This window comes from Pseudolabrys taiwanensis, assembly GCF_003367395.1.
Taxonomy (GTDB): domain Bacteria; phylum Pseudomonadota; class Alphaproteobacteria; order Rhizobiales; family Xanthobacteraceae; genus Pseudolabrys; species Pseudolabrys taiwanensis.
In genome coordinates this window covers 2,924,491-2,937,148 of sequence record NZ_CP031417.1, presented here as the reverse complement: position 1 = coordinate 2,937,148, position 12,658 = coordinate 2,924,491, and the positions used below count along the sequence as shown (strand labels likewise).

13 protein-coding genes are annotated in these 12,658 nt (G+C 60.6%); 2 read left to right on the top strand and 11 right to left on the bottom strand.

Annotated features, from left to right (window positions below; translation table 11 throughout):
* Window positions 1-109: 109 nt before the first annotated feature.
* The 4 genes from DW352_RS14060 to DW352_RS14045 are packed head-to-tail and all read right to left on the bottom strand — an operon-like array spanning window position 110 to window position 2,530.
* The gene (locus DW352_RS14060; RefSeq protein WP_115691918.1) at window positions 110-1,006 is read right to left on the bottom strand and encodes a HesA/MoeB/ThiF family protein; all 897 of its coding nucleotides are present in this window, start codon (window positions 1,004-1,006) and stop codon (window positions 110-112) included.
* The gene (locus tag DW352_RS14055) at window positions 1,003-1,506 is read right to left on the bottom strand and encodes a hypothetical protein (RefSeq protein WP_115691917.1); all 504 of its coding nucleotides are present in this window, start codon (window positions 1,504-1,506) and stop codon (window positions 1,003-1,005) included. The genes DW352_RS14060 and DW352_RS14055 overlap by 4 nt, the downstream gene beginning before the upstream one ends.
* Window positions 1,503-1,835 (bottom strand): hypothetical protein, encoded by a 333-nt coding sequence (locus DW352_RS14050; protein WP_115691916.1) that lies wholly within the window; start codon window positions 1,833-1,835, stop codon window positions 1,503-1,505. The genes DW352_RS14055 and DW352_RS14050 overlap by 4 nt, the downstream gene beginning before the upstream one ends.
* Window positions 1,832-2,530, bottom strand: coding sequence for a multiubiquitin domain-containing protein (locus DW352_RS14045; protein WP_245434120.1), 699 nt, complete (start codon window positions 2,528-2,530; stop codon window positions 1,832-1,834). The genes DW352_RS14050 and DW352_RS14045 overlap by 4 nt, the downstream gene beginning before the upstream one ends.
* Window positions 2,531-2,713: 183 nt before the next feature.
* On the opposite strand from DW352_RS14045, the gene DW352_RS14040 reads away from it, so the two are divergent.
* Together DW352_RS14040 and DW352_RS14035 are read left to right on the top strand one after the other, a co-directional pair.
* Complete coding sequence (locus DW352_RS14040; RefSeq protein ID WP_115691914.1) at window positions 2,714-3,103, top strand: helix-turn-helix domain-containing protein; 390 nt, start codon at window positions 2,714-2,716, stop codon at window positions 3,101-3,103.
* Window positions 3,096-4,007 (top strand): ImmA/IrrE family metallo-endopeptidase, encoded by a 912-nt coding sequence (locus DW352_RS14035; RefSeq protein ID WP_115691913.1) that lies wholly within the window; start codon window positions 3,096-3,098, stop codon window positions 4,005-4,007. Before DW352_RS14040 ends, DW352_RS14035 begins: the two co-directional genes overlap by 8 nt.
* A gap of 91 nt (window positions 4,008-4,098) precedes the next feature.
* On the opposite strand, the gene DW352_RS14030 is transcribed toward DW352_RS14035, so the two are convergent.
* The 7 genes from DW352_RS14030 to DW352_RS13990 form a co-directional block, all read right to left on the bottom strand.
* Window positions 4,099-4,533 carry a hypothetical protein gene (locus tag DW352_RS14030; protein ID WP_115691912.1) on the bottom strand — a complete coding sequence of 145 codons (435 nt, stop codon included), beginning with the start codon at window positions 4,531-4,533 and terminating at the stop codon, window positions 4,099-4,101.
* A gap of 2 nt (window positions 4,534-4,535) precedes the next feature.
* Window positions 4,536-5,330, bottom strand: coding sequence for a ParA family protein (locus DW352_RS14025; RefSeq protein ID WP_162826960.1), 795 nt, complete (start codon window positions 5,328-5,330; stop codon window positions 4,536-4,538).
* A gap of 281 nt (window positions 5,331-5,611) precedes the next feature.
* Window positions 5,612-5,887: a hypothetical protein gene (locus DW352_RS14020; protein ID WP_245434119.1), complete on the bottom strand. Its 276-nt coding sequence runs from the start codon at window positions 5,885-5,887 to the stop codon at window positions 5,612-5,614.
* A 769-nt stretch (window positions 5,888-6,656) separates the two neighbouring features.
* Entirely contained in the window at window positions 6,657-7,553 is an 897-nt protein-coding gene (locus tag DW352_RS14015; RefSeq protein ID WP_162826959.1) for a replication initiation protein, read from the bottom strand.
* A gap of 176 nt (window positions 7,554-7,729) precedes the next feature.
* Window positions 7,730-9,103: an AAA family ATPase gene (locus DW352_RS14010; protein ID WP_115691909.1), complete on the bottom strand. Its 1,374-nt coding sequence runs from the start codon at window positions 9,101-9,103 to the stop codon at window positions 7,730-7,732.
* A 693-nt stretch (window positions 9,104-9,796) separates the two neighbouring features.
* Window positions 9,797-10,831: a hypothetical protein gene (locus tag DW352_RS13995; protein WP_162826958.1), complete on the bottom strand. Its 1,035-nt coding sequence runs from the start codon at window positions 10,829-10,831 to the stop codon at window positions 9,797-9,799.
* A gap of 407 nt (window positions 10,832-11,238) precedes the next feature.
* Window positions 11,239-12,651, bottom strand: a complete 1,413-nt coding sequence (locus DW352_RS13990; RefSeq protein WP_115691905.1) for a hypothetical protein — start codon at window positions 12,649-12,651, stop codon at window positions 11,239-11,241.
* Window positions 12,652-12,658: the final 7 nt, after the last annotated feature.

The window sequence follows — 12,658 nt, the reverse complement described above, 5'->3', positions numbered from 1 at the left end:
GACATAATTGTCGTAAAAACAATGCATTAAAGGTGGACGAATATCGCCAAGGCGGTCGACATCCCGCGCGGAGCCAAGCCGCGCAGGTCTATGCCGCAGCGGGTTGCGCTCAGAGTGCATCCTTGATCCGCCGCAGAAGAGCCCGCCACCACGGCACGGGCCGGGCCGGAGCGGCCGGCGCTGCGCGCGGTGCAAACGTCTGGCGGCGGATGTCGAACAGCGGGTCGCCAGTCTCGTCGGCCGGGTGGTGCGGACAAATGTGGTTCTTGAGCAGCTCCATGCGGGGATTGCGGGTGATCGTTCCCTTGTTGCCGTCATAGTCGAGGTAGACGAAGCGCGGCGGGTTCGCGAACCAGGGCGTGAGTAACTGCGTCAAAAGGCCCACCGCCGTCGAGGCGAGCACGCCGTTGGACCATACGACCTGCGGGCGCGAGCCGGCTGCGCCGTAATGCTGGGCCTCCTGCTCCAGGCGCTCGTCGGTGATGAAGCCGCAGCAGCGCAGGCACGGGCAGCCAGGCATCGAGAGGATCACCTGACCGCTGACGAGGTAAGCCTTTTTGCCGATCTCGTGGACGTCCATGCCGATGTCGATATACGGAATGAGATGTCTGCGCGCGAAACGTTCGAGCTGCTCGCGCTCCTTGAAGCTGTCAACGGCGCCGACGATGACATCGCAGAGCTTGAGATCATCGGTGGACCCATGCCAGTCAGCCGGCGCCGAAACGATGCGGGCATCCGGCTGCAGGCCGCGGATCAGCCTCTGCGCGATATCAACCTTGGGCAGCTTGTCATCCACGTCGGCAAGTGTGCCGCCAATGAGACGGTTGGTGTTGGTGTCCTCGATAATGTCGGGGTCGGCATTTACGTAACCGCCGATGCCCATATGGGCGGCCTGCTGCGCAATATGTGAGCCGCCCCCGCCCAGGCCGACGATGCCGATCGTGGCGGCGCCGAGGATGGCATCACTCTCGGGCCCGAGGAAGCTTTGACGATCGAGGCGGCTCATGCGGCTCTCCAGTTGCGAATCGGAATCCCAACTTCGTGAAACGTCGTGATGAACGGCTGCGGCGACTTGCGATCAAGCCACACCTGTCCGTGTGCCGCGGTGTCGCTCAGGACAATGGCGCCATGCCCCGCGTGCGGTGCCACCGCTGTGAAGTTGGGCACAAACTTGGCGTTCTCGCTGACGTCGGTGCCGCTGAAGCCGGGAACGCCGGTGCCGCCATGCGTATGCACATGGAATATCGCGACGCGCTCATCCATCGCCCACTGCCTGGCACTCCGGATGGCTTCGGCGCTCATCATCGCGCCGACGCGCGGGTCGTTCAGATACTCGTCGTCCCGAACGGGGCGGTACTCGCGCGCGAGAATGAGCAGTTCGTCATGTGCTGCGGCCAAGCCTGCGGCGATGAAGCCCACGCGCTCGTGCGCGAAAGGATGCGGTCGCCTGAGGTCGATGCGGATAGTGGCGAGCAAGGCGCTCGTGATTTTGAAACGGATTTTCATGCGACAGCCCTCAAGTGTGCGGAGAGCATGCGGGTCCAGGACATCGTCGCCGGCACGTGGTTCCACGACGGCGCCCACCAGTTGCGCTCGACGACCCGATGCTGGTTCCAGTTGGCGCCGCGGCCTTCGATCTTGCGTTCGAAGAACAGCCGGGTGACGTAACCGGAGTGGGCGAAGGGCACGAGCAGCAGGTCCATCTTGTGAGCCTGCTCACCCGCCGTGAAGGCGAAGCCGGGCAACAGGGCGACCGGCTGGCCGCCCTCCTTGAGGAGGACGGCTTCCTGATGCATCGCCTTGAGGCTGGCGAAGTGCGTGGCCGGGTCGGTCACGACGAGCCCCCGCAGGGGACTTGCTCGAAGAACTTCATACCCGCCTTGACGTGGAGCTTGGCCCCCGGCTTCAGCGGCGTGAGCCGCCCCTCCTGGTTGATGAATTCCAGGACGTAGCCCGCCTGCACGCCGAAGATCTGCTTGAGCTGCTCGGTCGTGTAGACGCCGCGGGCAATCTCGCGCGGGTCGTTTTCGAAGAAGACCGTGATCAGCCGCTTCTCCGTGTGGAGATGCTCGGTGCCGCCGCCGCCGAGATCGACGATGTCGGCGGGCGCGAGGTCGGTTTCCTGGCCTTCGCGGTCGAGCACGATGATCTCATCGTCCGCAACATGGGCGATGGTGCGGAGGTCCGGCTCGGAGAACTTGTCCACGCCCCACTCGTAGCCGTGGCCGTTGAAGGTGAAGCGGAAGATGCGGTCGCTCTTGAAGGCGCGGAACTCTTCCGTTCCCGCGGCACCCAGATCGACCGTCTCGTCGAGGCCGACCGAGCGGCTGCTGTGACGCAGGAGCTGGATCAGCACGTAGTCGCCGGCCGGCTTCAGGCCGGCCTTGTCGAGGATCGCTTCGCCCTTCGGAGTCTGGTCCGCGAACTTGACGGTCTCGCCGTTCACGGTCGTGAAGAACTTGCCATCCGCCCCGGGGCCGCGCGTTTCGTGCCCGCCCTTGACGCCTTCGCGGCCGGTTTGGCCGCTCATCCCTACATTTTCCATTTGAATGGTTCCTTGTCGCTTTCCCCTTGAGCCCGATGCCCGCGAGGTTATGATGCCAAGATAAGGTGGCATGCAAAGCATATCAAGCATATTCTGAGCATGCTTGACTTTCTTGGCGATGGGCGCTAAATAACTAAGTTGAATCAAGTGCTTTGGAGGAGCTGCATCATGATCAGGAAAAGCGTGGGGGCGGAGAGCAAGCTCACGCTTGGACAATTTCTCGCCTCAATTCGTACCGATCGCGGCTTGTCGCAGCGCGAGGTGGAGAAGGCGACGAACAAGGTCGTATCGAATGCCTACCTAAGCCAGATCGAAACAGACCAAATTAAAAAGCCCAATCCCAATATCCTGCACGCGCTCGCTGAGGTGTATGGCATCTCGTATGAAGACTTGATGGAGCGCGCCGGCTTTGTTGTGCCGACGCGCGCGCGCACCGGTGCCGAACAAAGGCATGGCCGCGTCGCCACCTTCGCCGGCCACAATCTGACATCGGAAGAGGAAGCCGAGTTGGTCAAGTTTCTCGGCTATCTGCGCAGCAGGAACAAACCGGGTGGCTAAGTCGGACGACAGCAGTCTGGACCCCGAGGGGTTGCGCGCCGTGCAGCACGCTGCGCGGCGCGCTCTAGACCGTGCGTCAGCTTGGGGTGTTTATCCGACTCCCACGGCGATTATTCTGGAAGCGGCTGACTTAAAGGTCGCCCCGGCCAGTGCCTTCGATCCAAAGCGCCTGATGGCATATCTGATGGACAAGGCCGAGGAGGCCGCATCCGCGCTGAAGTCTGCGATTTCGAAAGTCTTTGGGGTCTACGATGCCGGAGAGCAGCTGATCCACATCGATCACGATGTCCACCAGTCGAAGCAGAACTTCCTCAAGCTGCACGAGGCCGGGCATCACGAGTTGCCGGCGCATCGCAAGCTCTTCCGCTTCTTCCAGGACTGCGAAAAGACGCTCGATCCCGAGACGTCCGATCTATTCGAGCGCGAGGCGAACAACTTCGCGCGGTTCGTCCTGTTCCAGGGCGATGGCTTCCAGTCGATGGCGGCTGACCACAAATTCGAGATCAAAACGCCTATCAAGCTGGCCAAGACCTTTGGATCGTCAGTCTATGCGGCCTGCCGCGAATATGCGCGCACAAACCACCGCGCATGCGCTGTGTATGTGCTTGAGCCGGTCACCTATTGCGAAAGGACTGGCGCGCGCGCCGAAGTGCGCCGGATCGAAACATCTCCGCTGTTCCGGCAGCAGTTCGGCATACCCTGTGAAGAGGTGATCACGCTCGATCATTCCCTGGGCCGGGTTCTGCCGTTGGGACGAAAGATGACGCGGCCAACGACGATTTCTATCACGGATCGGAATGGGCAGGCGCATGAATGCCTCGCCGAGGCATTCGACACGACATTCAATATCCTGATCCTGCTCTATCCCGTAAAGGCTCTCACGCGCACAACGATCGTATTCTGATCTTTGGGGGTGCCTGCCAGAACTAGAGAGCGGCCCGCACAGGCGAAGGCGGGCCGCCCCTAGCACGGGCCAGAAGGGGTTCTGACCGGCGCTATCTCTTGGCTTTGAGGCTGCGGGTGCGCTGCGAGGCGTCGATCATGTCGATCTCGTTGATCGCGATTCCGTCGCGGCGCAATGCATCCATGATGACATGCCGGACACTGGTCTTGCGCTCGGCCGCGCGGATTTTCAGGGCGGTCCAGACATAGTCGGGCAGCTCGACATTGAGCGTCTTCATCGGGGTGCGGGCAGGCGCCTCGTCGAACAATACATCGAACGGTGCGGCCGCAATGGCCGGCGAAGCGATTAACGGCGTGGCCGGCGTGCCGGCTGCAGACGCCGGGGCGGGGAGTGTCTCGCTGGCGCGAGCCCCCTGCTCACCCTGCGCGGGCCTCACGAGAGTGCTGACCCCCTTCTCGCGCGCGAGGGTTTCGATCCTGGTGTCGAGATCATCATCGAGTGGCTGAAACGGCGTGCGTTGCTTCATGATCAGCCTGCCTTCCGAAGTAGCGCTTCGGGTTCGACGATTGCGCGGATTTCCGTGAGCAGCGTTGCGATCTCAAGGCCCGCCCCCTTCTCCGGCTCGGTCAGTGTCGGCGGCTGGCCGTTCAGGAACATCTCGCGGTAGGCGGAGCGCTCGACCAGGGCCGTGCGGAACAGCGGCAGGCCTTTGCGCTCAAGCTCTGCATAGGCGTAGTCGGTGACGCGTGTGCGCAAGGGGAAGATCTTGGTCAGCAGCAGCCGGTACGGAATCCTGCGCCCCGTCGTATCGCCGATGTCGCGGATGTCGCTGACCACGACCAGGGCCTCACGCAGATCGGGCTCGGAGGCCTGTGCGGGAATGATGACCAGATCGGAGCGGGCGAGCGCCTTGAACAGCGTGACCTCCCTCGTCCCGGGCAGGTCGATGCAGATATGGTCATAATCACCTGACGCCTCGGCGTCGCGGAAGTACGCCCCGAACTTGTCGGTCTCGATCGCGCTGACCGTGAGCCCTTCCACGGCCGTGCGCTTCGCCCAGCGGCCAAGCGTGCGGTTCTGATCGAGATCGATGATGAGCACATGCGCGCCCTCAAGCGCCAGCGCGGATGCCACGGCCGCGCATGTGGTCGATTTGCCGACGCCGCCTTTCGAGGATGCAAAGGTAAGAATCATGAAAGCCTCAAAAATGGATTTGTGGAAATGTGGATTGGTGGAAATGAATAATCGAACACCTCTAAGGCTACGGGATTCGTTCAATCCTCCAAGTAAAGAATGGTGCAGCCGTGCAATCGCACGGTTCAACGGCTCTACAGCCGTAGCAATGTGTCCTTACACAAATGTGGAATCGTATAATTCAATGTCGGTCTGGTTTTCGAAAGCCGCGTTGCGCGACCGCAAAGGGCGCGGCGCGACAAGCCGGTCAGGGCCGGCCCTGCTTCGGGCCGCTCGCCTTGGCCTTGAACGGATCGGAGCGCGCGTCAGGGTCAGGGATAAACGGCGGCCCGCAAACCTGAGCGCTGGTTTTTGGTGAGTCTAGGCTACCAGGCAAAGCCACAAATGTGGATTTGCACAAAAGCGTAATTCTACGAATCTTTATTACGCTCCCTGGCGCGCTGCGCTTCACGCTCAAGCCGCGCGTCGTCGTCTTCGTCCGGTTCGAGCAGGATGATCCGGCCGTCGCGGGGCAGGGCATCGAGAAGGATGGTCAGCCCGGCGCCTTGTTCATGCGGCCAGGCCGCGCCGATGCGTGTCCAGACAGCAGGCTTGTCTTCGGCATAGCGCTTCACGGCATAGGCAATCAGGACGGGATCGGGCTTCGTCACGGCATAAAGCGTGAGGCGTACCGGCAGAGCGGTCAAGCGATTGATCGGTGAGGAAGTGGGCGGAATCCCGAGTCGCGCTCCGGATTCCTTGGCTCACCCGTGAGTCGAACGGTGAGTTAATGGGCGTCGACTCACCGAACCTGGAATTTCGGGCTCTTTATACGCGTCCACATCGCGCGTTTTTACGGCGCAGGGCAAGCCGCGTCGCACGTGAAACAGGAACACCAGCGGCGTCCTGATCGGGCCTGCCGGCCTATCGAGAGGCAGGGGAGGGCGGGCTTACGATGTTGAACCGTCCACAAGCCCCACCCCGCTGGCCCCCTTTAGACCTCACCGCAGGCACTGTGCGGGTAGTTGTGTGCGTGTCTCGCACACTTGCCAATCAATCATGGTTATCCGCGTAAGCGGATTCCGAATCCAACAGGTGCGGCGGAGCGAGCGCATAGCGCGAGCGCAGGGTGAGGGAGTCATGGTTTGTGGTCGCGCATGCGGCCACGCCATTATATCGCCGAGCGCATGCGAGGCGCTTGTTGCGCGTGATTTTAATGGCCGACCTCACCCTTTCTATTAATTCTGATTCAATAGTTCAGATTCAGACGCTGAATTTGAACACCGGATCAAATGCTTGTCGCGCCAAATGTGAAGTTATGGGCGAGATAGGTGGGAAACGGGGCGGAGTCGCGCGAAGAATCGGGCGTCCAACGACGAGGAACGGGGCGTATTGCAGTGAAGAAGTGGGTGGCATTGAGCGCAAAATAAGCGGCTCAGACGTTTCGGTGAGGGATTGGGCGTTTGATTATGTATTCTATTCCGCGCCGATGACATGAATGGTCGCAGCACCGCGCCAGCGCTCGCTGCGGCCGATGCGGCTTTTCTCGCGTTCGTCATGAGCCTTGCGCAGCTCCTCCGCGGATTTCCGGAACCAGTGCACGAGCAGCTTTTGGACGGCACGGCCATTCTTGATGGCGGCTATCGATACGGTGAAGTCAGAAAGGTGATTCACCTCTTCCATGGCAGGCTTGAGGCAGTACTTGTTGAAGTCGGCGAAGCGTTCGAGCTTGCTATTCGGCACGCCCAGGAGCCCCCGGAATTCGTCGATCGTGAACTCTTCGTGCTGTTTGACCAGGCCAATTCGGCGCTCGATCATCTCATAAAGCCGAATCGAGTATTTCGAACGCAGGGCGTACATGATGTGCGACTTTATGGTCGCCCAGGCCTTGCTCTGGCTGATAACGGCGAGAAGATCCGGGGGGAAGGTGTAATAGAAATACCCGTCATCCTTCTCTTCCTCCTTGTTGGTGCCAAGGAGGTGGACGCGGAAGGTCGCCATGGCGCCGGTTTGCGGGTCGCGGGCGCGAACCTTGACCCAGGCGCCCATGAGCTTGTCGAAGGCTTCGTGCAGGCGGTCATTGCTCTCATGCGAGCCGCGCAATGAGGCCTTCAGCACCTTATGGACGGGATTGGTGCGGATGTTGTTCCAGGCGTGGGCGAGAAGCTGGTTGTAGAGAATCGTCTCGCTGCGATTGAGAGGCGTGAGCTCGATAACGTCGACCAGCTCGCGGGGCTTGATGATACGCCCGATATGGGTGGGGTCGAGCGGCTGGCCGGTGACCTTCACATCGGTCGCAAGAAGCTGGCCCGGACGCTTGATCGGCTCTGGCTCTTGGTAACTCCCTATCAGTGCATCACTGACCTCAGACACAAAGCGAGCCTGATGATGAATGGTGAGCGCGTCAAGCGTTCACCTCACTTTACCCCGAACGTATGCAAGACACCGCCCAATAACTCGCCGTTCGATTCCCCTCGCGTCTGCGGAATCCCTAACGCGACTCGGGATTCCGCCCAATGTCTCACTTTTAAAAACAGGCGTCGCGAGCGTCAGGCATTCTTGGAATCGAAGGTCGTGGGCACCATGCCAGCCATCATCAGCAGGTCATTGTGTGGAATCGCGCGGCGGCGGAGCAGCGCCCGGGCCGTCAGGCGAATGAGGTCCTGATCGGAAGTAATGATGGATTTTGCCTGGACATAAGCCTGGTCCAGTAATTGTTCGACCTCTTCGGCAACAGGGCGGAAGAGAGCGATCTGCGGCTGGGAATCATACATGCCGTACCAGACCAAGCTCTGTTCGGGGCCGAGTCCCTGAGCCATCACCGCGTTGAAGGCGACCTCGGTCGCTTTGGCGAGATCGGAGTTTGCGCGTCCTCCGGCGCCGGCACTGGCAGCGCCCAGAATGATCTCCTCGGCCGCCCGCCCGGCGAGCAGCGTCGCGAGTACATTCTGGACCCTTTGCGCGGTGACGCCCGCGCCCGCGATGCGAAGGTCGAGGCAGGTCTGCGGCCGATCGCTCAGGCATATATTGATCTGCTCGGAGACTTTGAGACGAAGGCCGGTGACGGCGTGTCCTGCCTCATGGACAGCGATCCGGGAGAGCTCCGCAGTGCTAAGATCCTTGAGGTTTTCGGCGAGCACTTCCAGAAGATGGGGATGGCCAAGGGGCGAGCGGCTTTTGCGAGCCAGACGGCGTGCATCCCTGACCAGCTGCGCGATGTCGGCACCGGATCGTCCGACACACTGGACGGCAATCGCATCCAGGTCGTCGATCGCACTGACATCATCGCGAAGGTGAAACCGGAGGATCGCAGGGAGAGCCTCAAGCGAGGGAAGGGGGATTTCGATCAGTCGACCGAGCCGCCCGGGCCGCAATAGGGCCGCGTCGAGATTGCCTGGATCGTTACAGGCGCCAATGACGATGATGCCCTCCCGCGCATCCGTGCCGTCCAGCTCTTCGAGGAGCGCATTATTGATGCTGTTGAACCAGTCGGCATGACGGCTCTTGGTGTTCCTGGACGGCATCGTGTCGATCTCGTCGATAAAGACGATGCACGGACGGTTTTGCCGCGCGGCTTCGAATGTGCCGTGGATCGCCTGCATGAGATTGCCGAGATGCCCTTCGCCGCTACGCTGCCAGGCCGCGTAGGACGTGGCGATGAGGGGGACGCCGCAGCTCGTGGCAAGAGCGCGGGCGAATGTGGTCTTCCCGGTTCCAGGCGGTCCATACACGACACAGCCCGAGTCTACGTCGTCCCACCGTATTTCGCCGGCACGATAATCCGAAATATCGAGCTGCAAGGCCTCGCCCCAATCGCGCGCGGAATCCATGCCGGCCAGGTCTTCTAACCTCACGGCACGGGCACCTGGTGATGAAGCCTTTGCTGTCGGTTGATTTTGCGGTGTTGGTTTTCGCTGGGCCATGGTCGTGTCCGCAAGTGTGCCAGTTTTGAAAGTCAACGTTCTTCGGCGAGTCGAGCCGGCTGGAATGGATTAGCTCGGGGGCGTCCCCCGGAAGAACAGGCCGCTCAGATATTCGTGCATGAACGCCGTGAGCTCGGCCTCATGCCGAGGAGGGACGTGGATGCCGCTTGCGCTGGCTAAGTCCTGCAAGACACGCTTCGCGCGCTCGCAAGGCGCTTCTCGCCGCCGGCTGTAATGAACTAAGTGCGCCTGGAGTATCCCGTAGGCCCTGCTTGCCGCACCGGCTCCGCAGGTGCGCATTCCGCGGTATTGAAGGCGGCAGAGGGCCCGCGCCGCTTCGGCTGAGTAGGTGCGCATGACGGCTACTCCGGCTTGGAAGCTTGCCGGAGCGCAGCCCTGGCTTCGATGAAGGCATCAATGTCCTGAGACAGCCACCCCTTGCGGCCCCTATTGCCGCTCTCAGGATTTAGGGCGAACCGCGGGGGGAACCTGCCGGCCTTTTCAAGCCGCGCCACGTGTTGGCGGCTGTATGGAATTCGCTGGCTCAACTCCGCCCAGCTAACAATCCGAAGGGGTTTCTTCTTGGATCCGTTGTCTTCTGACATACGCAACCTCCATCGTCCCTATCCTCTGGAGGGTAGTTACTATGGAGCAGAAAATCAAGTACGAGGGTGCAATAACTCAAATAGAAAACTATTGGCGACGCAGCGCAGCATTGTAGAGCCTGGCCGCTGTTTTCTTGTCGTTGGGAAAGCGGGCAAACGCGTCTTCAGGCTTGTTAATGCGGTGCTTTTTCAGCTCAGCGTCAATTTCCTCGGGAGTCCGGCGCTTCTTGGATTTGAAGAATTGGGTCAGGTCGGCCGGCGGCTTGCGGTCTCTGACCCAGCTTTTCAAAGTGCCATAGAGCTTCGGGTCGAGATCACCTATGTCCGAAATAGATAAGGGGGTCGGGAGCCAGTCCGAATATACGCGCCGCAGAAACCCTACGGCGTTTTCGCCGGAGCCTTTACCGCGTCCTTCGTAAAGCTCGGGGGCCTCGGTCGGAATAGGGCGCTTCGATTTGGAACGCATGCCTTTGGATGCGCTTTGGAAGACTTTGCGAAAACTAGGCTGCTTGCTCAACTCGGAGGCAAGTTCGGGCCTCTCGTCGATCAGTTGTGCGAGTGCATCCACTAAAAATGTGGCTTGGTCTAATTTCGGATCCAAATCGGCGTGTAGTGGGGCAGAAAAAATCTCGTCAATTCCGGCCGCCCATCTCGGGTTCAAGGTTAAAATCCTAGAGATGATAGAGTGCCAAATGTCTTCCGGCAAATTGTGAATAGTGGCTCTATCCGTCCGGGCATCCGGGTAAAGCTGAATAATGCGGCCAACAATTTGGCTGACTAGAAGCGCGAGAATAATATGAAAAGTACTTTGGCCGAGCTTCGGATAGGCCTCGATAAAATAGCCATATCGCCACGCAATATGATTGGCAGCTAAAACAATTCCGGAGGGGTCTCGCGGCGACCCATCTTCCGGCAATAGGTGTGCGCGTGGGTCCAGAATTACATGAAGTGCGAGATCTTTGAGTTCGGTAATAGTCCGGCTGGACGCTACAAACGGAGACGCCGGATCTCGGTCCAAATTTGAACGAATCCTCACGTTCTCAGCGGAGACCGCAGTCGGATCGCGCGGCTCCCCGGCGTGATCGATGCTTCTTTCGTGTGGTCTTTTTGGGACGGAGCTCATTCACTCAAATCTCAGTGCTGTTCGTGAGACCCGATTGAAAGCTGCAGAAGCTCTCCACCGTCAACTGCCGCTTCAGAAGATGACGATTCTTCGCATAGCCTTGAGTGGCCGTCACGTAGCCGGGCCGCTGTATGGCAGTTGCCTCGAACCACGTGACACATAGGGCAACATGGGAAAATCGACAAACTGGGGGTATTTCTGAGGGTATTCCGTCGCGGAAGCCGAAAAAATCAAGTTGAAATTCAATTAGTTAGGCCACGGGTGCGATGCCGCCCCTGGCACCATGTTCTCTCTATCTCATTGAATTAAAGATATTTTCCGATGAGGTGTGGCCGGTCGACGGTCTGCCCCATTCGCCGCGGTTCCCACCTGATACCGAAGGCGGCGGTTGCTCGGCCGCTCACTAATCAGGAGACGAGCCTCAATGGCTTTGAGTGCGGGCCGAGCGCGCTCTCTTCTCCGCGGTTGAAAGCGCCGGCGCGCCCGAAGATCGCTTTGGCGCCGCTTGCCTCGATGGATATGCCGGTCGAGGTCCGTCTCTGAGCCGTTGCTTCGGGCATGATGAATTGCGGCCGGTCGGCATCGCTGAAAACCGACAGCCTTTGAAACGTATCGGCCTCGAGCGCCAGGCCGGGCAGGGCGTATAGAATCCAGCCGTCATTCGTCAGCCGGACCGCTTCCGCCGCTTCCTGCGCGTCGTTGCAGACCAGGATGCCGAGGCAACTGAAGCCACCGTCTCCGGCGGCGAAGGCGGCGGCCGCGTTGCGCACCAAGCTTGCCGTTTGCGCGGCCGGACCTTGTGCATGTGTAATGAGAAGCAGCGGGCCGCGGCCCTCGAACCGGCTGTTCAATATGCAATGCGGCTCCGGCGAGCCGGTGCGGCCGGCCTTGCGCGCTCGTCTCTGCCCGGGCGTTGTCAGCATGTGCTGCTCGAAGGCCTGTGCCCAGGCATCGGACGACCTAGCCTCGTCGGACGCAGCCCGCTGCGGCGACAGCCATTTTGTCACCAGCGCCCGTTGCGATGAGACCATCGCCCAGGCCGCGTCCAACATGTACTCTGCGGGGAGGCGCGGATATTCGAGGCAGAGGCTTTGCCAGCTCTTGAGCAGATCGACAGCGGCCGACGTGCGGCCGAAATATAGAAATGCCGTCGAAAGGCCTGAGCTCGTCTGAACGGCGGCGAAGTCGACCCCGGCAACGTCAATATCGAGGCTGGTCAGGTCGGCGGTGCTGTGCGGATCGAGCCAGATCAGCGGCTTTGTGCTCGTCTCCCAGGCGGTCAGCAAGAGCTGGCTGCGAATGGGCGTGCTCTCGTCGCACGAGATGAAGGCCTCGTCTCGTTCGATCGTGTAGGTGATGCCGAATACGTCGAGCGCTTTGGCGAACAGCGCCGCGGTGGTATCCTGCGGCGTGTTCGGCCGTACGCAGGTTACAATGTGGGCGTTCAGCAGGTTGGTAAGGCAGCTCTTCGGCGCCTTGGACGATCTGCCGCCCCACCAGACCAGGTGTGGGGCTTCCGGCGCTTGGGCGCCGATGACGCCACGGCAGCGCAACCTCGACTTCAAGTAATCGAATGCCGGATTCTCACCGTAGGGAATGATGACCGTCGCCTGCGGCGACAGCGCCCGCCTGAGGGCATGAACTTGCGCGGGATTGGGCGGCTCGTCGACGACGACGATGGAGGACTGCGATACGTCGCGGTCTTTGTCCCAGACCGACATGGTGTCGCCGAGCTCGGCGCACTCGCAAAGCCGTTTGATCTGCGTGTCGGCAATCTGGTGGCCACGCGCTGCGAGGAGCGCTTTCAATCGGTCGATCATGAATCCA